18 protein-coding genes, 5 tRNA genes and 1 pseudogene are annotated in these 18,272 nt (G+C 75.5%); 11 read left to right on the forward strand and 13 right to left on the reverse strand.

Annotated elements, in window-relative coordinates:
* Nucleotides 1-370, forward strand: a pseudogene (locus GA0070214_RS26725) (hypothetical protein); the annotation flags it as partial.
* Between the two features lie 59 nt (nucleotides 371-429).
* Here GA0070214_RS26725 and GA0070214_RS26730 read toward each other — a convergent pair.
* The 3 genes from GA0070214_RS26730 to GA0070214_RS26740 form a co-directional block, all read right to left on the reverse strand.
* The gene (locus GA0070214_RS26730) at nucleotides 430-2,076 is read right to left on the reverse strand and encodes a PKD domain-containing protein (protein ID WP_091269283.1); all 1,647 of its coding nucleotides are present in this window, start codon (nucleotides 2,074-2,076) and stop codon (nucleotides 430-432) included.
* Between the two features lie 231 nt (nucleotides 2,077-2,307).
* A tRNA-Val gene (locus GA0070214_RS26735) sits at nucleotides 2,308-2,382 on the reverse strand.
* Between the two features lie 52 nt (nucleotides 2,383-2,434).
* Nucleotides 2,435-2,507, reverse strand: a tRNA-Gly gene (locus GA0070214_RS26740).
* A 183-nt stretch (nucleotides 2,508-2,690) separates the two neighbouring features.
* Between GA0070214_RS26740 and GA0070214_RS26745 the strand changes: the two genes are divergently transcribed.
* Nucleotides 2,691-2,930: a DUF6458 family protein gene (locus GA0070214_RS26745; protein WP_091269284.1), complete on the forward strand. Its 240-nt coding sequence runs from the start codon at nucleotides 2,691-2,693 to the stop codon at nucleotides 2,928-2,930.
* Between the two features lie 87 nt (nucleotides 2,931-3,017).
* On the opposite strand, the gene GA0070214_RS26750 is transcribed toward GA0070214_RS26745, so the two are convergent.
* Nucleotides 3,018-3,836 carry an isocitrate lyase/PEP mutase family protein gene (locus GA0070214_RS26750; RefSeq protein ID WP_091269285.1) on the reverse strand — a complete coding sequence of 273 codons (819 nt, stop codon included), beginning with the start codon at nucleotides 3,834-3,836 and terminating at the stop codon, nucleotides 3,018-3,020.
* Between the two features lie 70 nt (nucleotides 3,837-3,906).
* Here GA0070214_RS26750 and GA0070214_RS26755 point away from each other — a divergent pair, with 70 nt between their 5' ends.
* The gene (locus tag GA0070214_RS26755; protein WP_208602928.1) at nucleotides 3,907-4,878 is read left to right on the forward strand and encodes an ArsR/SmtB family transcription factor; all 972 of its coding nucleotides are present in this window, start codon (nucleotides 3,907-3,909) and stop codon (nucleotides 4,876-4,878) included.
* A gap of 54 nt (nucleotides 4,879-4,932) precedes the next feature.
* On the opposite strand, the gene GA0070214_RS26760 is transcribed toward GA0070214_RS26755, so the two are convergent.
* The 3 genes from GA0070214_RS26760 to GA0070214_RS26770 all read right to left on the reverse strand — a co-directional run bounded on the left by GA0070214_RS26760 (nucleotide 4,933) and on the right by GA0070214_RS26770 (nucleotide 5,198).
* Nucleotides 4,933-5,007 (reverse strand) — tRNA-Val (locus tag GA0070214_RS26760).
* A gap of 13 nt (nucleotides 5,008-5,020) precedes the next feature.
* Nucleotides 5,021-5,091, reverse strand: a tRNA-Cys gene (locus GA0070214_RS26765).
* Nucleotides 5,092-5,125: 34 nt separating this feature from the next.
* Nucleotides 5,126-5,198: transfer RNA gene (locus GA0070214_RS26770), tRNA-Gly, on the reverse strand.
* A gap of 273 nt (nucleotides 5,199-5,471) precedes the next feature.
* Here GA0070214_RS26770 and GA0070214_RS26775 point away from each other — a divergent pair.
* Nucleotides 5,472-6,074 carry a TetR/AcrR family transcriptional regulator gene (locus GA0070214_RS26775; RefSeq protein ID WP_091269439.1) on the forward strand — a complete coding sequence of 201 codons (603 nt, stop codon included), beginning with the start codon at nucleotides 5,472-5,474 and terminating at the stop codon, nucleotides 6,072-6,074.
* Here GA0070214_RS26775 and GA0070214_RS26780 read toward each other — a convergent pair.
* Entirely contained in the window at nucleotides 5,995-7,236 is a 1,242-nt protein-coding gene (locus GA0070214_RS26780; RefSeq protein WP_091269286.1) for an alkane 1-monooxygenase, read from the reverse strand. The two genes, GA0070214_RS26775 and GA0070214_RS26780, sit on opposite strands and share 80 nt — an antisense overlap.
* Nucleotides 7,237-7,321: 85 nt before the next feature.
* Nucleotides 7,322-8,137, reverse strand: a complete 816-nt coding sequence (locus tag GA0070214_RS26785) for a hypothetical protein (protein ID WP_091269440.1) — start codon at nucleotides 8,135-8,137, stop codon at nucleotides 7,322-7,324.
* Between the two features lie 197 nt (nucleotides 8,138-8,334).
* On the opposite strand from GA0070214_RS26785, the gene GA0070214_RS26790 reads away from it, so the two are divergent.
* From GA0070214_RS26790 to GA0070214_RS26805, 4 genes are all read left to right on the forward strand, one after another.
* Nucleotides 8,335-9,003 carry a class I SAM-dependent methyltransferase gene (locus tag GA0070214_RS26790; RefSeq protein WP_091269287.1) on the forward strand — a complete coding sequence of 223 codons (669 nt, stop codon included), beginning with the start codon at nucleotides 8,335-8,337 and terminating at the stop codon, nucleotides 9,001-9,003.
* 9 nt (nucleotides 9,004-9,012) lie between these two features.
* Nucleotides 9,013-10,176 carry a cytochrome P450 gene (locus GA0070214_RS26795; RefSeq protein WP_091269288.1) on the forward strand — a complete coding sequence of 388 codons (1,164 nt, stop codon included), beginning with the start codon at nucleotides 9,013-9,015 and terminating at the stop codon, nucleotides 10,174-10,176.
* 69 nt (nucleotides 10,177-10,245) lie between these two features.
* Nucleotides 10,246-11,178, forward strand: coding sequence for an ABC transporter ATP-binding protein (locus GA0070214_RS26800; RefSeq protein ID WP_091269289.1), 933 nt, complete (start codon nucleotides 10,246-10,248; stop codon nucleotides 11,176-11,178).
* Nucleotides 11,175-11,996 (forward strand): ABC transporter permease subunit, encoded by an 822-nt coding sequence (locus GA0070214_RS26805; RefSeq protein WP_091269290.1) that lies wholly within the window; start codon nucleotides 11,175-11,177, stop codon nucleotides 11,994-11,996. The genes GA0070214_RS26800 and GA0070214_RS26805 overlap by 4 nt, the downstream gene beginning before the upstream one ends.
* Nucleotides 11,997-12,015: 19 nt before the next feature.
* On the opposite strand, the gene GA0070214_RS26810 is transcribed toward GA0070214_RS26805, so the two are convergent.
* From GA0070214_RS26810 to GA0070214_RS26825, 4 genes are read right to left on the reverse strand one after another with little or no spacing between them, the layout of a single operon-like run.
* Nucleotides 12,016-12,693: a response regulator gene (locus tag GA0070214_RS26810; protein ID WP_091269291.1), complete on the reverse strand. Its 678-nt coding sequence runs from the start codon at nucleotides 12,691-12,693 to the stop codon at nucleotides 12,016-12,018.
* A complete protein-coding gene (locus tag GA0070214_RS26815) occupies nucleotides 12,690-14,324 on the reverse strand; it encodes a sensor histidine kinase (protein ID WP_091269441.1) in 1,635 nt (544 codons plus the stop codon). Before GA0070214_RS26815 ends, GA0070214_RS26810 begins: the two co-directional genes overlap by 4 nt.
* A 54-nt stretch (nucleotides 14,325-14,378) precedes the next feature.
* Nucleotides 14,379-15,113, reverse strand: a complete 735-nt coding sequence (bioD, locus tag GA0070214_RS26820) for a dethiobiotin synthase (RefSeq protein ID WP_091269292.1) — start codon at nucleotides 15,111-15,113, stop codon at nucleotides 14,379-14,381.
* Nucleotides 15,110-16,306: an 8-amino-7-oxononanoate synthase gene (locus GA0070214_RS26825; protein ID WP_244167868.1), complete on the reverse strand. Its 1,197-nt coding sequence runs from the start codon at nucleotides 16,304-16,306 to the stop codon at nucleotides 15,110-15,112. The genes bioD and GA0070214_RS26825 overlap by 4 nt, the downstream gene beginning before the upstream one ends.
* 168 nt (nucleotides 16,307-16,474) lie before the next feature.
* Between GA0070214_RS26825 and bioB the strand changes: the two genes are divergently transcribed.
* From bioB to GA0070214_RS26840, 3 genes are read left to right on the forward strand one after another with little or no spacing between them, the layout of a single operon-like run.
* Nucleotides 16,475-17,470 (forward strand): biotin synthase BioB, encoded by a 996-nt coding sequence (bioB, locus tag GA0070214_RS26830; RefSeq protein ID WP_091269293.1) that lies wholly within the window; start codon nucleotides 16,475-16,477, stop codon nucleotides 17,468-17,470.
* Nucleotides 17,471-17,477: 7 nt separating this feature from the next.
* Nucleotides 17,478-17,744, forward strand: a complete 267-nt coding sequence (gene bsaP / locus GA0070214_RS26835; protein ID WP_091269294.1) for a biotin synthase auxiliary protein BsaP — start codon at nucleotides 17,478-17,480, stop codon at nucleotides 17,742-17,744.
* A gap of 3 nt (nucleotides 17,745-17,747) precedes the next feature.
* Nucleotides 17,748-18,254 carry a GNAT family N-acetyltransferase gene (locus GA0070214_RS26840; protein WP_091269295.1) on the forward strand — a complete coding sequence of 169 codons (507 nt, stop codon included), beginning with the start codon at nucleotides 17,748-17,750 and terminating at the stop codon, nucleotides 18,252-18,254.
* The last annotated feature ends 18 nt before the right edge of the window (nucleotides 18,255-18,272 follow it).

Genomic DNA, 18,272 nt, shown 5'->3' on the forward strand with positions numbered 1-18,272 from the left:
GAACGCGAAGGCGATCATCGCGGCGACGAAGAAGGCCGGTCTGCCGGAGCGGGCCGCGGTCATCTCGATCGCCACGTCGCTGCAGGAGTCGAAGCTGGAGAACCTCGGCCACCTCGGCGACAAGAACGATCACGACTCGCTGGGCCTGTTCCAGCAGCGCCCGAGCTCGGGTTGGGGCACGCCGGAGCAGATCACCGACCCCGAGTACTCGACCCTGGCCTTCCTGAAGGGCCTGAAGCAGGTCGACGGCTGGCAGGACATGCCGCTGACCGAGGCCGCGCAGACCGTGCAGGTCTCGGCCTACCCGGACGCCTACGCCCAGTGGGAGCAGCAGGCCACCGACATCGTGGCCCACAACTGGAACAGCTGACCCAAGCAAGCTGGCCGGCACCCCGAACATAGGGGTGCCGGCCAGCGGCGTATCCGGGGTCAGGCCGGGCGCAGGACGAACGTCCACGTCGTCGTGGTCGTGCTGGCCGCCGCGCCCACCGCGGCCAGGCCGCCGTAGTTCCCCGCCGGCACGCTGCTGCCGGAGTCGGCGAGGAGGGCGGTGACCCGTCCGCCGCCGGTCTGGGAGCTGTTGCTGCGCACCTCCACGCCGGCCGGCGGGGTCAGGGCCGTGGACGCCCCGTCCCCGTGCAGCCAGTACGACACCGCCCAGCTCTGGTCGGCGGTCACCGGGGCGTACGGGGTGATGCGGGTGGCGGTGCTGGCCGGGTCGGTGGCCCGGGCGAAGACCGGCGCACTCGATGCGACCCCCCGGTACGCGGCCACCACGAGGTTGCCCTTGGCCTGGCTGTCGAGGGCCACCCGTACGGCCGTTCCGGCGTCCCCGGCGGCGGCGACCTTCCACCAGGCCGTGGTGGTGGCGAAGCCACCGTCGAGCCGGTCGAGCCGCGTCCAGCCGGTCACCCCGGTGGGCTCACCGGTGCCGGTGTGGGTGTTCTGGCTGAGCAGGAGCAGCAGCGTGTCGCCCGGCTGGACGGTCGGCGGCACGGTCACCGCGTGGCTGGTCCAGTTGGCGTTCGCGGTGGCCTGGCCGACGAACGAGATCCGCTCGGGCACCGGCGCGACCGTGACGTCGACGGTGGCCGTGCCGGTGGCGCCCCGGTCATCGGTGACCGTGAGGGTGACCGGGTAGGTGCCGGCTGTCGCGTACGTGTGCGAGGTGGTCGGCACGGAGACGGTGTCGGTGGTGGAACCGTCGCCGAAGGTCCAGCGGTGGTCCTGGATCGCGCCGTCGGCGTCGGTGGAGCCGGCGCCGGAGAAGGTGCACACCAGCCCGGAGCAGTTCGGGACGAGCTGGGCCACCGGCGCCTGGTTGGCGGGGCCGCCCGATCCCTTGAGGATCTTCACGTAGTCGATGTCGCCGGCGAAGTAGTCGCAGGTGACCTCCACGCCGTCGCACTGGCTCTTGCCGCCGATGGACAGCTGCTTGCTGTTCGTGATCGTGCCGGTCGGTCCGGTCAGCCGGCTCATCCGCACCCCGTCGACGTACATCTCGACGTAGGTGGAGGTGCGGTTGCAGGTCACGGTGTGCCACTGGCCGTCGTTGATGGGCACGTCGGTGTAGCCGGTCCGGGAGGCGCCGTCGCCGCCGCGGAACAGGCACTTCGGCTTGCCGTTCGGGGCCTCCAACTTCCAGTAGCCGCCGACGGTCCCGCCCTGTCCCTTCTGGAGGATGTTCCCGAAGGAGTACGTGGTCCGGTAGCGGATGGTGAACGAGAAGTCCCCGGCGTCGGGGTTGAAGTCGGTGCTGTGCGGCACCAGGTTGACGTGGCCGGGGACGTACTCCTGGTCGGTGGGCAGGTGGGTGGCGAACCGGTGCCCGGTGGCGCCGGCGTAGAGGGCGCCCGTGACGACCTCCGTGCCGATGGCGCCGTTGCGGCCGTTGCCGCTGCTGTCCTTGAGGACGGTCGACCCGGCCGGCTCGTCCATGCTCCAGAACGCGACGGTCCGGGTCGCGGTCGCCTGCGCGGGCGCGGCACCGAGCGTCACCCCCGCACCCACGAGGAGGGCGGCCACGCCCAGCCGGGCGGCTGTGCGCCGCCACGCTCCCTGCCTGACTGACCGCATACGATCGCCTCCCAGCTCCACGGGCCATCACCCTGTCACGCTGCGGGCCAGCGGTTCCATAACCCGTTGGGCGGATCCGTACCAGGTCCTCCGTGCGGCCGGCCGACCGATGTGGCCAGTGGCCGGCGGCGAGGCGGCGGCCGAACCGTCCGATCCGTCCGCCACGGCCACCCGTACGGAAGAAGGCCCGTCACCGGGCGCGGTGACGAGCCTTCGTGCTGCTCAAGAAGCTGGTGGGCGATACTGGGTTTGAACCAGTGACCTCTTCCGTGTCAAGGAAGCGCGCTCCCACTGCGCCAATCGCCCGGGCACCCGCCGGATCAACCGGCGACGGTCGGCCCGCGAGGGGCGGATCGCGAGCGGACGACGGGATTCGAACCCGCGACCCTCACCTTGGCAAGGTGATGCGCTACCAGCTGCGCTACGTCCGCGTCGTCGCCGGCTCGCGTCGGCGACGGGTGCAACTGTACCCGATGACAAGATCGCCGCTCGGCAGGCCCCGCCGCTCGGCGACAGCGCTCGGGTGACCGCCGTCACAGACCGGTGATTGCGCTGGTCGCCGCCGGGGTACTGACTGCGGCGACAGCACAACCGTCCCCCCGAAGGAGGCTGTCGTGGGTATCGGAACGAGCATTTTCCTGATCGCGGTCGGCGCGATCCTCACCTTCGCGCTGGACGCCAGCGTCGGCGGGGTCGACCTGGACGTCGTCGGCTGGATCCTCATGGCGGCCGGTGTCCTCGGCCTGATCATGACGACCCTGGTCTGGGGCCGCCGCCGCGAGGTGGTCACGACGGCCGAGCCGGTCGAGTACCGCCGGGTCGAGGAGCGCCGGGACATCGCCCCGCCGCTGTGACCCGGGCGCGGCCGGGGTCGACGGAGCTGATCGGTCCCGGCCGGGCATGACGGGGGCGCCGGCGGGCGCCCCCGTTCGCGTACCCGGTCAGTCGCGCATCAGCTCGTTCAGCGTGCCGTAGTCGAGCGCGTCGGCCAGTGCGCCGTACGTCCCGGCGGCGAGCGCCTCCTCGGCGGCCCGCCGGGCCACCGCGTACGCGGCCTCGGCGACGGCGGAGCCCAGGCTGACCCGGGCCACCCCGAGCTTCGCCAGCGCCGGCACCGGCGGGGCGCCCGGCCCGGCCAGTACGTTCAGCGGCGCCGGGATGGCGGCGGCCAGGGCGGCCACGGTGTCCGGGTCGACCACCCCGGGCACGAAGATGCCGTCCGCCCCGGCGGCCAGGTACGCCCCGGCCCGCGCCACGGTCTCCTCGATCCCGCCGACGCCGCGCAGGAAGGTGTCGACGCGGGCGTTGACGTACAGCGGAATGCCGGCCCGGTCGGCGGCGGACCGCACGGCGGCCAGCCGGGCGGACTGCTCCTCGACCGGGCGCAGCGGCGCGCCGCCGTCGTGCCACGCGTCCTCGACGTTCACCCCGACCGCACCGGCGGCCAGCACTGCGGCCACGGTCTCGGCGACCTCGTCGGCGGTGTCGCCGTACCCGGACTCGATGTCGGCGGTGACCGGCAGCGGCACCGTGGCGGCGACGCGGCGGACGACGTCGACGGCGGTGTCGCGCCCGAGGGCGTCCCCGTCCGGGGCGCCGCGGCTCCAGGCGACGCCCGCGCTCGTGGTGGCGATCGCGCGGGCGCCGGCCGCGGCGACGATCCGGGCGCTCGCCGCGTCCCAGGCGTTGACCAGGACCAGCGGCTCGCCGGGGACGTGCAGGGAACGGAAGTGCAGGGCTCGGGTGTGGTGTTCGTTCACCCCACCAGTCTCCGGCGGCGGCACCGGCCGCCGTAATGTTTCAGTCCTGGCTGAAACGACGGGGGGCGGCGTGGTCGCGATCGGGCTGTCGGCGGGTGGCGTGGCGCGGGTCCGCTTCGCGCTCTCCTGCCTCTGGGAGGTGATGGCCGGCGTCCGGGTGCTGTGCGACCCGGGCCGCCACGCCCTCCACCTGCCCTGGGCCAACCGGGTCCGGCCGCGGCTGGCCGAGGCGGGGCTGCTCGACGGCCTGCTCGGGCAGCTCGTCCCGCCCGCGCCGGGCTACCTGCCCGACTTCCTCACCCCGCCGCCGGCCGGCCTGAGCCCCGACCTCGGCCAGGAGCTGGCCGTGCTCCGCGCCACCCCGCCCGACACGGTCCGCGCCCAGCTCGACCTCTGCCCCGGCCCGCGGCCGGCGGCCGTGGCCGCCCTGTACGCCGATCCGGAGGCCGGGCTGGGCCGGCTCGCCGACGAGATCGCGGCGTACTGGCGGCTGGCCGTGGCCCGCGACTGGCCCCGGATCCGGGCGGTCCTCGACGCCGAGGTGTTCCGCCGGGCGCGCCGGCTGGCCGAGGACGGTGCGGCGGGGCTCCTCAACGACCTGCACGAGCGGGTGCGCTGGGAGGACGACGCCCTGCTGATCAGCCAGCGCCACTGCGCCGCTCCGGACGTGCCGGACGGGCGGGGGCTGGTGCTGGTGCCCTCGGTCTTCGTCTGGCCGTCGGTGCTCAGCATCGCGGCCGGTGACGTGCCGCAGCTGGCCTACCCGGCGCACGGGATCGGCGGGTTGTGGGAGTGCCCGGCGGAGGCCTCGGACGCGCTGGGCGCGGTGCTCGGGCGGGGCCGGGCGCGGCTGCTCGCCGCACTGGACGCGCCACGCTCGACCACCGAGCTGGCCCGGCACACCGGGCTGTCGCCCGCCGGGGTGTCGCAGCACCTCACCGCGTTGCGGGCGGCCGGGCTGGTGGTGACGCACCGGCAGGGCCGGTCGCTGCTGAGCAGCCGGACGGCCGTGGCCGAGGCGCTGCTGGGCGCGTCGGCCTGAGCGGGCGGGGCAAAGCGAGAGGCCGTGTCGAATGATCGACACGGCCTCTCGTGCTGGTGGGCGATACTGGGTTTGAACCAGTGACCTCTTCCGTGTCAAGGAAGCGCGCTCCCACTGCGCCAATCGCCCTCGTCAACTGCCGAGGTGGAGACGGGATTTGAACCCGTGTACACGGCTTTGCAGGCCGTTGCCTCGCCTCTCGGCCACTCCACCGAGGTTGCCCCCGACATGCGTGGCGGCATCTCCGAGCGGACGACGGGATTCGAACCCGCGACCCTCACCTTGGCAAGGTGATGCGCTACCAGCTGCGCTACGTCCGCGTGCCCCCGGTTGTTACCCGGTGACGGATGAGAACTTTAGCCGAGCCCGGGAACGGTTGCCAAATCGGGTCCCGTTTCCGGGCGCGTCCGGGTGATGAGTTTCGAGCCTCTAGAGCTTCCTAGGAGCCTGGGTGGGAGTCGGTCAAGATCCGGCGCAGGCCGGGGACCTGCGGATTGTCGCCCCGAACGCACTGTCCGGCATCCGACTGTCGCGCGCCCGACCGGCCGCTTCGGTAACTCCTCGTGGTCACCCGGATGGGTTACGGTAACGGCGTGACGAGACGTGCCGCCGAGATCCGCCTGGACGCGCTGCTGCGCACGGCCTGTGAGGTGATCGCGGAACGGGGACTCGCCAACACCCGCACGGCCGACGTGGCCGAGGCCGCCGGGGTCAGCCAGGCCCTGGTCTTCTACCACTTCGCCACCAAGGACCGGCTGCTCGCGCAGGCCTTCGCCTACGCCGTCGAGCAGGATCTGAACCGGCTCGACACGGTGGTGCGCTCCACCGCCGCGCCGCTGGCCAAGCTGCGCCGGATGCTCCGCCTCTACGCCCCGACCGGCCGGTCGACCTCCTGGTCCATGTGGATCGACGGCTGGGCCGAGTCGCTGCGCACCCCGGAGCTGGAGAAGCTGTCCCGCCGGCTCGACCTGCGGTGGCGGCGCGACCTGGCCGCGGTGATCACCGACGGGGTGGCCGACGGCACCTTCGACTGCCCCGACCCGGCGGGCGCGGCGTGGCGGATCAGCGCCGTCATGGACGGCCTGGCCGTGCAGCTCGCGGTGCACGAGCGGGTGATCACCCGCCGGCAGATCGCCGAGTGGGTCCGCCTCGTCGCGGCCCGCGAGCTGGGCCTGGAACCGGCGCAGCTGGACTGAGCGGGCCGGGCGCGGCGACGCCCCCCGCGCGCCTGCGCAGCCGCTCCCGGGCCGGCGGGTGGACATTGGCCAGCTCCAGGTCACCGCCGTAGTGGGCGAGCACCCGGTGGTCCATCACCCGCCGCCAGACCGGCGGCAGCAGCGCGGCGACCACCATGGTGGCGTAGCCGGCGGGCAGCTGCGGGGAGGCGTCGAAGCTGCGCAGCGTCTGGTAGCGGCGCAGCGGGTTGGCGTGGTGGTCGCTGTGCCGCTGGAGCTGGAAGAGGAAGACGTTGGTGACCGTCCGGTCGCTGTTCCAGCTGTGCCGGGGGTCGACCTTCTCGTAGCGGCCGGCGGCGGTGCGCCGGCGGGCCAGCCCGTAGTGCTCCAGGTAGTTGACCACCTCCAGGAGGGAGAAGCCGACCACCGCCTGGAGCGCGAGGAAGACCAGCACGCCGGGGCCGAAGGCGATCGCCAGCACGGCGTAGAGGACCAGCGTCATCACCCAGGCGTTGAGGATGTCGTTGCGGTGCGTCCAGGGGCTGCGGCCCCGCAGCCGGAACCGGCTGGTCTCCAGGCGCCAGGCCGAACGCAGGCTGCCGACGACGGTACGCGGCCAGAACGCCCAGAAGCTCTCCCCCAGGCGGGAGCTGGCCGGGTCCTCCGGCGTGGCGACCCGGGTGTGGTGACCCCGGTTGTGCTCGACGTAGAAGTGCCCGTAGCCGGTAGGGGCCAGCGCGATCTTGGAAAGCCAGCGTTCCGCCTTCTCGCGCTTGTGACCCAGCTCATGGGCCGTGTTGATGGCGATGCCGTCGACCACCCCGACGGTGGCGACCAGGCCGGCGGCGGCCGGCCAGGAGAGCCCGCCGTGGGTCCAGACGGCACAGCAGAGCACGAGGGCGGCGTACTGGGCCGGCAGGTAGAGGTAGGTGAGCCAGCGGTAGTAGCCGTCGGCCTGCAGCGCCGGCACCGCCTCCTCCGGCGGGTTCTCCCGGTCGTCGCCGATGAGCAGGTCGACCACGGGGATGACGCCGAAGACGATCGCCGGGGTGAGCCACCAGGCCCAGCCGCCGCCGGTCGCGTGCCAGAGCGACCAGGCCACGAAGGGCAGCGCGGGGACGAGCAGGGCGAGCGGCCAGAGCGGCTTGCGGGTGTCCCGCCAGGGGACGGTCTCGGTGCCCATCGTCAGCCTCCGATCCGTGAACTCCTGCCCAGACTGTGGCAGCGGTCACGTCGTTTTACAAGAGGCAGACTTTTGTAAAGTGCGGTCACCACCGCGCGCGGGCGGGCTGGGTGAACTCCGGGGCCTCGCGGGCCGGGCGCAGCAGGCGCCGCATCCGCAGCAGCAACCCCGCGCCGAGGAAGACCAGCAACCCGCCGAGGAGGAAGGCGACCTGGACCACGCCGAAGCCACCCGAGGTGGACACCGGACGGCCCGCCGCGCCGGGCGGCGGGGGTTCGACCACCGCCGCCTCGTCCGACGGCTCGTCGGCCACCGGCTCCTCGGTGACCGGCTCGGTCGGCTCGGCGCTGCGCCCGGTGGGCTCCGGCGTCGCCTCGGTCGGGGCGGCCGAGGCCTCCTCCCCCACCACCCGGCGGTCGGCGGTCCGGCGGGCCAGCAGGCGCAACTGGGGGTCGTACGCCTCGGCGGCGAAGCTCACCCGCCCCCGGCCCACGTCCTCGGCGAAGGCCACCCGGTAGCGCGCCGTGACGGTGCGGCCCGGGCAGAGCACACCCGGATCCAGGTCGCGGTCGGTCAGCCGGGCGGTGTCCCCCTCGGTCCGGATCTCCAGCGGGAAGGATCCGCTGTCCTCCACCCGGTCCACCTTGACCTGGTCGAGCCGCAGGCCCTGCACGCGCAGCAGCATCGACCAGCGCACCTTGACGCAGCCGCCCCCGTCGGTGCGGGACACCACGGCGGACAGCGTCTCCACCCGGTCGCCGGCGGTGAACTCGTCCGGCAGGCCGCTCAGCTCCGTGGAGAAGGCGGCCGCCGCCCCGGCCGGCACGGTCGCGCCGAGCCCGGCCCCCGCCAGGCAGGTCAGCACGACCCCGATCCGCAGCGCGTACCGCCACCCCCTCACCACCGTCTCCCTCCCGTCGGCCGCGTCCAATCGGAAACGCTAGGAGCGCCGCCGGCGCCCCGGTAGACGGGCGTGTTCGCACGGACCGCCAACACCGGGACCCCTTCTCACCGAGCGTGGTGAACCGGTCACGGCCGCACCGCGACACGCCCGGGATCGCCCGCCGGCCGGCTCGGGGCGTAGGACAGAATCACCCGGTGTCCGACCTGTCCGCGGCCTTCGTCCGGCTGCACGCCCGGCTCGCCCCGGTCGCCTTCGTCCCCGAGGTGCGGCTGCACCAGGCCGACGAGCCGATCGGCCTCTGGGAGCTGACCGAGGGCGAGTTCCACAGCGCCCAGCCGCCGCCGTTCTGGGCGTTCGCCTGGGCCGGCGGCCAGGCCCTCGCCCGCTACGTCACCGACCACCCCGAGCTGGTCACCGGCCGCCGGGTGCTCGACCTCGCCTCCGGCTCCGGCCTGGTCGCCATCGCCGCCGCCCGGGGCGGCGCGGCCGCCGTCCGGGCCGTCGAGGTGGACGAGCGGGCCGTCGCGGCCGTCGCCCTCAACGCCGAGGCCAACGGGGTACGCGTCGACGCCGAACTCGGCGACATCCTGGACGGCGACGCCGGGGACGCCGAGGTGGTGCTGGCCGGGGACGTCTTCTACAGCGAGGCCATGGCCCGACGGATGCTGCGCTTCCTGCTCCGGGCCGCCCGGTCCGGCGCCCGGGTGCTGGTCGGCGACCCCGGCCGGGCCTTCCTGCCCCGCGAACGCTTCCACCAGCTGGCCGCGTACGAGGTGCCGGTGCCGGAGGCGCTGGAGAGCGTACGGGTGAAGCACACCACCGTGTGGGAGCTGGACCCGGCTCCGCCGGGAGCCGCCCGCTAGCGTGACGCCGTGCTGTTCCGGGGCTGGGGGGAGTCCGTCGACGGACCGTGGCCCGACGCGGCCACCGTGGTCGACCACGTCGGCGTGCCGCACCTCGTGGTGACCCGGCACGCGCTGGTCCGGCGGCTGCTCACCGACCCGGTGACGTTCCGCCCGGACAACGCCCTCGACGCGGTGACCCCGATCCCGGTGGCCGCGCTGCGGGTGCTCGCCGGGCACCGGTTCCGGCTGCCGCCGACGCTGGCCAACAACGCGGCGGCCAGCCACCCGGAGATCCGCGGGATCGTCGCCGACGCGCTGCACCCCGACCGGGTGGCCGCCCAGCAGCCCTGGCTGACCGGCCTGGTGCGGGAACGGGTGACCCGGCTCGCCGCCGACCTCGCCGCGGGCGAGCCCGTCGACCTGTACGCCGACCTCGCCGCCGACCTGCCGCTGCTGGTGCTGGCCCGGCTCGTCGAGCTGCCGGACGCCCCGGTGGGCGCGGTCAAGGACTTCGCCCGCGCCGCGCTGGAGCTGTTCTGGGCCCCGCTCGACGGGTCCCGGCAGCTCGCCCTCGCCGCCGAGGTGGGCCGGTTCCACACCGTGCTGCGCGCGTTCGCCGCCGCCGGGGGTGGGCTGGCCGCCCGGCTGCGCGCCGCCGGGCACTCCCCCGACGTGGTGGTCGGCGCGCTGTTCTTCCTCCTCGTCGCCGGCCAGGAGACCACCTCCCAGTTCCTCACCCTGCTGCTGCACCGGCTCGCCGGCGAACCGGCGGTGCGGGCCGGCCTGCGGGCGGGCGAGGTCGCCGTGGCCGACGTGGTCGAGGAGGGGCTGCGGCTGGAGCCGCCGATCGTCACCTGGCGGCGGGTGGCCGCCGTGGACACCACCCTGGGCGAGGTCGCCGTGCCGGCCGGCACCAGCATCGTCGCCTGGCTGGCCCGGGCCGGCCGGGACCCGGCCGTGGTGGCCGCGCCCGGCGAGTTCCGGCCCGGGCAGCGCGGCTCCCGCCGGCACCTGGCGTTCGGGGCCGGCCCGCACCGGTGCGTCGGGGCGCAGCTCGCCCGGATGGAGGCGGCCGTCGTGGTGGCCGAGGCGGCGCCGCTGCTCGACGGCGTGACAGTGGTCCGGCCGCCGTGGTGCCCGGACAACCTCACCTTCCGGATGCCCGACGCGTTCGTGGTCCGCCGGACCTGACGAAAGTCAGGGTGCGGCGGTGCCGATCGGTGGCGGTGGGCCACCACCTCCGCTGCCTACCGTCGGCACATGATCACACTTCGTGGGTTGACGAAACGGTTCGGCGCGGCCACCGCGGTCGACGACCTGACCGTCGAGATCGGACCGGGGCAGGTGACCGGCTTCCTCGGCCCGAACGGCGCGGGCAAGTCCACCACCATGCGCATGGTGCTCGGGCTGGACCGGCCGACCGCCGGGCAGGCCCTGGTCAACGGCCGGCCCTACCGGGAGTTGCGATACCCGCTCCACGAGGTCGGCGCGCTGCTCGACGCCACCGGTGTGCACCCGGCCCGCTCCGGGCACGCGCACCTGCGAGCGATGGCCCGCAGCAACGGCATCCCGGCCCGCCGGGTGGACGAGGTGCTCGACCTTGTGGGGCTGGACGCGCGGGCCGCCGCCAAGCCGGGACGCGCCCTGTCACTCGGCATGGGCCAGCGGCTCGGCATCGCCGGGGCGCTGCTCGGCGACCCGCCGGTGCTGCTGCTCGACGAGCCGGTCAACGGGCTCGACCCGGACGGGGTGCGGTGGATCCGCCGGTTCACCCGGGGCCTCGCCGACGAGGGGCGCACGGTGCTCATCTCCAGCCACCTCATGAGCGAGATGCAGCAGACCGCCGACCGGGTGGTGGTGCTCGGCCGGGGCCGGCTGGTCGCCGACGCGCCGCTCGCCGAGCTCATCGCCACCCGCCCGGCCAGCTCGGTCCGGGTACGCGGGCCCGAGCCCGCCGGCCTGGCGGCCCTGGGCGCCCGGCTGGCCGCCGAGGGGGCGGCGGTCAGCCCGGACGAGGGCGGGCTGGCCGTCACCGGCGTCACGGCCGGCCGGGTCGGTGACCTCGCGTACGAGCTGGGGGTGCGGCTGCACGAGCTGACCCCGGTGGCCGCCTCGCTGGAGGAGGCGTTCCTGGAACTGACCGCCGGCAGCGTGGAGTACGCGGCCGGCCCGACCGGAGGCGAGACCCGATGACCGCCCTGCCCACCGCCGTCCCGACCCGGCCGGCGCCCCTTCCCGCCCCGACCAGTGGCCCGTTCACCGGAGCCGTGGCCGCCGAGTGGACCAAACTCTGGTCGGTCCGCTCCACCTGGTGGACGCTGCTGGCCGCCGTGCTGACCATGGCCGCCACGGCCGGTCAGCTCGCCATCTACGCGGTGAACGCCAACACCGACGACGACCCGGCCGTCAACCCCGGCATCCTGCCGGTCGGCGAGGTGGTCGCCGGCGCGCTGGAACTCACCCAGTACGTCGTGCTCGCGATCGGCCTCTTCGCCATCACCAGCGAGTACGCCACCGGCACGATCCGGACGACGCTGCGCTGCACCCCGTCCCGGGCGCGGGTGCTGGCGGCCAAGGCGGTCGTGGTCGGCGCGGTGACGTTCCTGACCGGGCTGCTGGTCGGCGCGGTCGGCGTGGCGGTCGCCCGGCCGGTGCTCGGCGAGTGGGGTCGGGCCCCGCTGGGCGGCACCGTGGGTGACGTGGCCGCCTCGGCCGCGTACCTCGCGCTGGTGGGCGTGCTGGCCCTCGGGCTGGCGGCGGCGCTGCGCGGCGCGGTGCTCACCCTGACCGTGCTCTTCGCGCTGCTGATGATCGTGCCGCTGTCGCTCCAGGAGCCGGGCATCCACGTGCTCACCCGGATCGCCGACGCGTTCCCGGGGGTGGCCGGAAACCACTTCCTGGCCGGGGACACCGAGCCCTACCCGGCGGTGGTCGGGCTGCTGGTGCTCGCGGGCTGGGCCGTCGCCGCGCTGGCACTGGGCCGCTGGGCGCTGCGCCGCCGGGACGCGTGAGCAGGCGGGGCGGGGCTGGTCAGCCGGTGGGCGCGACCAGCCCCGCCTCGTACGCGAGGATCGCCGCCTGCACCCGGTTGCGCACGTCCAGGCGGGTGAAGATGCTGGTCAGGTAGCTCTTCACGGTGCCCTCGACGAGGTGCAGCCGGCGGGCGATCTCGGCGTTGGACAGCCCCGCCCCGACGAGGGCCAGCACCTCACGCTCCCGCTCGGTCAACCCGGCCAGCCGGTCCCGCGCGTACGGGCCCTGGGCCAGCCGGCCGCCGCTGAGCTCGATGACCCGGCGCGCCACCCGCGGCGACAGGTACGCTCCGCCGTCGGCCACCGCCCGCAGGCCGGCGAGCAGTTCCCGGGGATCGCCGGACTTGAGCAGGAAGCCGCTCGCCCCGTGACCGAGCGCCCGGGCGATCAGGTCGTCGTCGCCGAACGTGGTGAGCATGACGCTGGCGGTCTCCGGCACCAGCCGCCGGATCTCCGCCGCCGCGGCCAGCCCGTCCTGCCGGGGCATCCGGATGTCCAGCAGCGCCACCCGCGGCCGGTGCGCCCGGACCAGTTCCACGGCCGCGTGGCCGTCGCCCGCCTCCCCGACCACCTCGATGCCCGGGTCGGCGGCCAGGATGGCGCGCACCCCGGCGCGGACCATCGCCTCGTCGTCGGCGAGCACCACCCGCAGGGGCCGCCCGTGGTCGTCGGTCATCGCGCGATCCGCTCCTTGCTGATCAGCCGGCCGTCCGCGAAGCAGAGCCGCCAGGTCGGCTCCGCGAACGGGAAGTTGCCGTCGGTGTAGAACTCGCAGCCCGCGGCGGCCCCGGTCGGCGGGTCGGCCTGCCGGCGCGGCAGCCCGAGGGCGTCCCGCTCCTCGCCGAGGCGCAACCGCTCGTAGCCGGACCGGTCCAGGACCGCACCCGCCGTGGCGAGCGGGTAGTAGACCAGCGCGAGCGCCAGGGCGAGGCCGGCCGGGGCGCCGAAGGCCACGAGCAGGCTGCGCCGGGCCCGCCGGCGCGCCTCCCGCAGCCGCCGTGCCGCGTCACCGGCGCGGTCGCCCGGCGCCCGGCCCGGCCCGCCGTCCACCCGGAGGCCGTCGTCCGGCTCGCCCACCGACCCGGCGAGGCCGCTGGACCGGTCGGCGCCCGGGCCGGCCGCGGTCGGTACGGCGAGGTCGTCGGGCCGGCCGGCCTCGCCGGCGGCCAGGGCGGGCGCGGCCGTCAGCGGCACGTGCGCCGTCACCGCGAAGCCGCCGTTGCGCGGGCCCGCGTCCAGCACGCCCCCGGCCAGGCGGACCCGCTCGCGCAGGGCGAGCAGTCCCGAGCCGTGCGACGCCGGCCCCGGCAGCGGCCCGTCCGGCGCCGGCCCGTTGATGACCGACACGGCCACCTCGCCGCCCGCCCGGCCGACGGTGACGGTGACCGGGGCGCCGGGGGCGTAGCGGGCGGCGTTGGTCAGCGCCTCCCGGACCACCCGGTGCACGGCGTGCGCGACGAGCGGCGGCAGCTCCCCGCCGTCCGGTCCGGCGCGCAGGTCCACCGCCAGCCCGGCGTCGCGGGCGCCGTCGACCAGCTCCGCCACCGTCTCGCCGGCCGGCCGCAGCGACCCCGCCCGCTCCTCGCGGAGCACGCCGATGATGTCGTGCAGCCGCTCGGTGGCGGCGGCCACGCTGGCCCGCAGTTCCCCCGCCGCGCTCCGGTGGGCGGGCGGCAGGTCGGCGGCCAGCTCCAGCGCGGCCGCGCGCAGCGCGATGAGGCTGAGGTCGTGCCCCAGCGAGTCGTGCATGTCCTGGGCGATCCGGGCCCGCTCGCGCAGGCGTACGCGCTCCACGGCGGCCCGCCGCTCCCGCTCCTCGGCCTCGGCGTGCCGCTCCCCCGCCTCGGCGAGCGCCCGCTGCTGGCGGCGCAGCCGTCCCAGCAGCCAGGGGAACACCCCGGCGAACAGCAGCACCGAGGCGAGCAGGAACCAGGTGTCCGGGTCGGTGCCGAGCAGCCCGAGGTTGACCGCGGTGCCGGCGACCGCGATGGCGCCGAAGACCGCCGCCACCCGGCCCGCGCGGGCGCTGCGCCGGCCGGCCAGGTAGCTGAACACCGGGATGCCGAAGACGAAGTTGCCGTCGACCAGCGAGCCGAGCACCACGGCCAGCAGCGCGGCGAGGGGCCACCGGCGGCCGAGCGCCACGGCGAGCCCGAGCAGCGCCAGCGAGCCGGCCAGCAGCGCCACGGCGTGCCGTGGCCAGGGCGGGGTGAGCCCGGCGTACGCCACCGGGGCGGCGACCACGGCCCAGAGCAGCAGGTCACCGGCCCGGCGCCGGACGGACGGCGGGGTTCGCGGCGGTTCCACGGCGGCCAGGCTACCCACGGGCGGCCGGGCCGGGCACCGACGAAAGTCAGGTGCTCAGCTGATCTCCTCGGCCCAGGCGCGCCAGTCGTCGAGCACGCCGTAGAGGGCCGGGGTGAGCCAGCCCGGCGCGGACCGGCGGAACACCCCCGGGTCCATGCCGCCGGCGCCCATGGGCAGCGCGCCCAGCAGGTTGGGCACCAGGTCGGACAGGTTGAGCCAGTGCACCAGCTCCGGCTCGGCCGGCCAGGCGCCGATCACCACGCCGGCCGGGATGGCCCGGCGTTCCAGCGCCTCCAGGGTCAGCGCCGTGTGGTTGAGCGTGCCCAGCCCGGCGCGCGCCACCACCACGGCCGGGGCACCCAGCGACACCGCCAGGTCGGCCACCGTCCAGGGCTCGCCCGAGGGACGCAACCCCATGGGTACGAGCAGCCCACCGGCCCCCTCGACGAGCACCAGGTCGTGCTTGTCGGTCTCCTCGCGGATGGCGTCGACCGCCGTGTAGAGCTCCAGCGGCTCCAGCTCGGCGACCCGGGCCGCGGCGAGCGGGGCGAGCGGATCCGGGTAGCTGGCCAAGGTCCGGCCGGTCAGCGGGGCGGCCAGCCGGGTCACCGAGTCGACGTCGCCGGGCTCGCCGGTGGCCGTACCCGTCTGGCCGGGCTTGACCACCGCGACCCGCAGCCCGGCGGCCTGCGCGGCGGCGGCGATCGCCGCGGTCACCACGGTCTTGCCCACCTCGGTGTCGGTGCCGGTCACCAGCACCGGCCCGGTCCAGCCGTTGCCGTTGCTCATGAACCGTCCTCCGTTCGCGACTGCGGGGCTCGCAAACCCGGCTCACTCCTCGCGCTCACCGCGGCACAGTCCACGATCACGTCCAGGGCCCGTTCGAAGTCGGCCCGGTCGACCCCGGCGCTGAGGGTCAGCCGGAGCCGGGAGCGGCTGTCCGGGGTGGACGGCGGCCGGAAGCAGCCCACCGCCACGCCCCGGTCCCGGCAGTCGGCCGCCCAGGCGGTCGCCGCCTCCGGGCCGGGGGCGGTCACCGAGACCACCGCCGCGTCGGGCGCGGAGACCTCCAGGCCCGCCCCACCCAGCCGGCGCACCACGAGGGCGGCCCGCTCGGCCAGCTCGGCGCGCAGGTCGTCGCCGGAGCGGGCCAGCCGCAGCGCGGCGCGCACCCCGGCCACCACGGCGGGCGGTGGGGCGGTGTCGAAGATGAAGGTGCGGCCGGTCTCCACCAGGTGCCGGACGAACTCCGCGGGCCCGGCCACCACCCCGCCGGCCCCGCCGAGCGCCTTGGACAGGGTGGCCGTCACCACGACGTCGGGCTCGCCGGCCAGCCCGGCCGCGGCCACCCCGCCGGCGCCGGCCGGCCCGGTGACGCCGAGCGCGTGCGCGTCGTCGACCAGCAGCAGCGCGCCGTGCCGGCGGGCCACGGCGTGCAGGGCCGCGAGGGGGGCGAGGTCGCCGTCGACGGAGAAGACCGACTCGGTCACCACCACGGCCGGGCGGCCCGGGGCGGCGGCCAGCGCGGCGGCCACCGCGTCGACGTCGGCGTGCGGGGTGACGATCGTCTCGACGCCGGAGATCCGGCAGCCGTCGATCAGCGAGGCGTGGTTGTGGGCGTCGGAGACGAGCAGGGTACGCGGCTGCACCAGGCCCCGGACGGCGGCCAGGTTGGCCAAATAGCCGGAGGAGAAGACGAGCGCCCGGTCGACGCCGAGCCAGCGGGCCAGGTCGTCCTCGAGCGCGTGGTGCGCGTCGGTCGAGCCCCGCACCAGCCGCGACCCGGTGGCGCCCAGCCCGTACGCCGACAACGCCCGACCGGCGGCGGCCGTGACCTCCGGGTGGGTGGCCAGACCGAGGTAGTCGTTGCCGGCCAGGTCGACCACGGCGTCGCCGGCGGCGCGCGGGCGCAGCGTGCGGGTGAGCCCCGCCTTGGCCCGCAGCTCGGCGCGGCGGTCCAGGGCCGCCAGCCAGTCCGCCACCGTCACGTTCCTTCCCCTGACCCGTCGCCCCTCCAGGCGCTTCCGCGGGGCGAAGTTACCACCCGGCCGGTGGGCCCCGGCGTGGCGCGGTCCGGCTCGCCGGCCCTGCTCTCGGGGGCCCGATGCGGCCGTTTCCCGGGCTCGGAGGGGCCTTGTAGGGTACGAGCCATGCCAGAGATCCTCGACCAGGCCCGGACCCAGGTGCTGGAGAACGGCGTCGGCCTCGACGAGGCCGGTGTCCTCGCCGTGCTGAACCTGCCCGACGAGCACCTGCCCGCCGCCCTCCAGCTCGCCCACGAGGTGCGGATGCGCTGGTGCGGCCCGGAGGTCGAGGTCGAGGGCATCGTGTCGCTGAAGACCGGCGGCTGCCCGGAGGACTGCCACTTCTGCTCGCAGTCCGGCCTGTTCACCTCGCCGGTCCGGTCGGTCTGGCTGGACATCCCGGCGCTGGTCGAGGCCGCGAAGCAGACCGCGGCGACCGGGGCGACCGAGTTCTGCATCGTGGCCGCCGTGCGCGGCCCGGACGCGCGGCTCATGAAGCAGATGCGCGAGGGCGTGGCCGCCATCAGGGCCGAGGTCGACATCCAGGTCGCCGCGTCGCTCGGCATGCTCACCCAGGAGCAGGTCGACGAGCTGGTCGAGATGGGTGTGCACCGCTACAACCACAACCTGGAGACCTGCCGCTCCTACTTCCCGAACGTGGTCACCACGCACTCCTTCGAGGAGCGCTGGGAGACGCTGAAGATGGTCCGCGAGTCCGGCATGGAGGTGTGCTGCGGCGGCATCCTCGGCCTGGGCGAGACGGTGGAGCAGCGCGCCGAGTTCGCCGCGCAGCTCGCCGAGCTGGACCCGCACGAGGTGCCGCTGAACTTCCTCAACCCCCGGCCGGGCACCCCGCTCGCCGACCGCCCTGTGGTGGAGGGCAAGGACGCGCTGCGCGCCATCGCCGCGTTCCGGCTGGCCATGCCGCGCACCATCCTCCGGTACGCGGGCGGCCGCGAGCTGACCCTCGGTGACCTGGGCACCCGCGACGGCCTGCTCGGCGGCATCAACGCGGTCATCGTCGGCAACTACCTGACCACGCTGGGCCGGCCGGCGACCGCCGACCTGCAGCTGCTGGACGACCTGAAGATGCCGGTGAAGGCGCTCTCCGCCACCCTGTGAGGACGACGTGACCGAGCTTGTCGAGCCCGTCGGCCCCGGCGCCGGCCCGCTTCGCCCACGCGGCGCGGGAGACCCGGGTGAGCCCGCCGCGGCCCCGCGCTGGTGCGACCGCTGCGGTGAGTCGGTCGCGGCGGGCCCGCACGAGGCGTGCGCGGCGGCCCGGGCGCTGGAGCCGCCACGCTGGTGCGCGCACTGCCGGCGGCGGATGAAGGTGCAGGTCGTGCCGACCGGCTGGTCGGCGGTCTGCGTCGAGCACGGCGAGATCCGGGGCTGAGGCGTGCTGCGCGGGCGGGCCGTGACCCTGCGACCGGCGACCGACGCCGACGTGCCGGCCCTCGCCGCGATCCGGGCCACCCCGGAGGTGCGCCGCTGGTGGCGGGGCGGGGACGACCTGGCCGAGGCGGTCCGCGCCGACCTGGCCGACGGCGACCTGACCGTCTACGCCGTCGAGCACGACGGCCGGCTGGTCGGGGCGATCCAGTGGTACGCGGAGACCGACCCCGACTACCGACACGCCAGCCTGGACATCTTCCTCGACCCGGCGGCCCGCGGCGCCGGCCTCGGCGGGGACGCCATCCGCACCCTGGTCCGGCACCTCATCGACGAGTACGGCCACCACCGGTTCACCATCGACCCGGCGGCGGCGAACACCGCGGCCATCCGGGCGTACGCGAAGGTGGGGTTCCGGCCGGTCGGCATCCTGCGCCGCTACGAGCGGGGCGCGGACGGCCGCTGGCACGACGGCCTGCTCATGGACCTCCTCGCCGACGAACTCCCCGACTGAGCACGTCGTCCCGCCGCG

Origin of the sequence: Micromonospora chaiyaphumensis (assembly GCF_900091435.1) — a bacterium.
Taxonomy (GTDB): Bacteria; Actinomycetota; Actinomycetes; order Mycobacteriales; family Micromonosporaceae; genus Micromonospora; species Micromonospora chaiyaphumensis.

Excerpts from the sequence above, each read along its gene's own strand:
- GA0070214_RS26730 (WP_091269283.1), bottom strand. The coding sequence starts at position 2,076 with ATGCGGTCAGTCAGGCAGGGAGCGTGGCGGCGCACAGCCGCCCGGCTG.
- GA0070214_RS26780 (WP_091269286.1), bottom strand. The coding sequence starts at position 7,236 with ATGGGCACCGAGACCGTCCCCTGGCGGGACACCCGCAAGCCGCTCTGG.
- GA0070214_RS26800 (WP_091269289.1), top strand. The coding sequence starts at position 10,246 with ATGATCACACTTCGTGGGTTGACGAAACGGTTCGGCGCGGCCACCGCG.
- GA0070214_RS26805 (WP_091269290.1), top strand. The coding sequence starts at position 11,175 with ATGACCGCCCTGCCCACCGCCGTCCCGACCCGGCCGGCGCCCCTTCCC.
- GA0070214_RS26810 (WP_091269291.1), bottom strand. The coding sequence starts at position 12,693 with ATGACCGACGACCACGGGCGGCCCCTGCGGGTGGTGCTCGCCGACGAC.
- bioD (WP_091269292.1), bottom strand. The coding sequence starts at position 15,113 with ATGAGCAACGGCAACGGCTGGACCGGGCCGGTGCTGGTGACCGGCACC.
- bioB (WP_091269293.1), top strand. The coding sequence starts at position 16,475 with ATGCCAGAGATCCTCGACCAGGCCCGGACCCAGGTGCTGGAGAACGGC.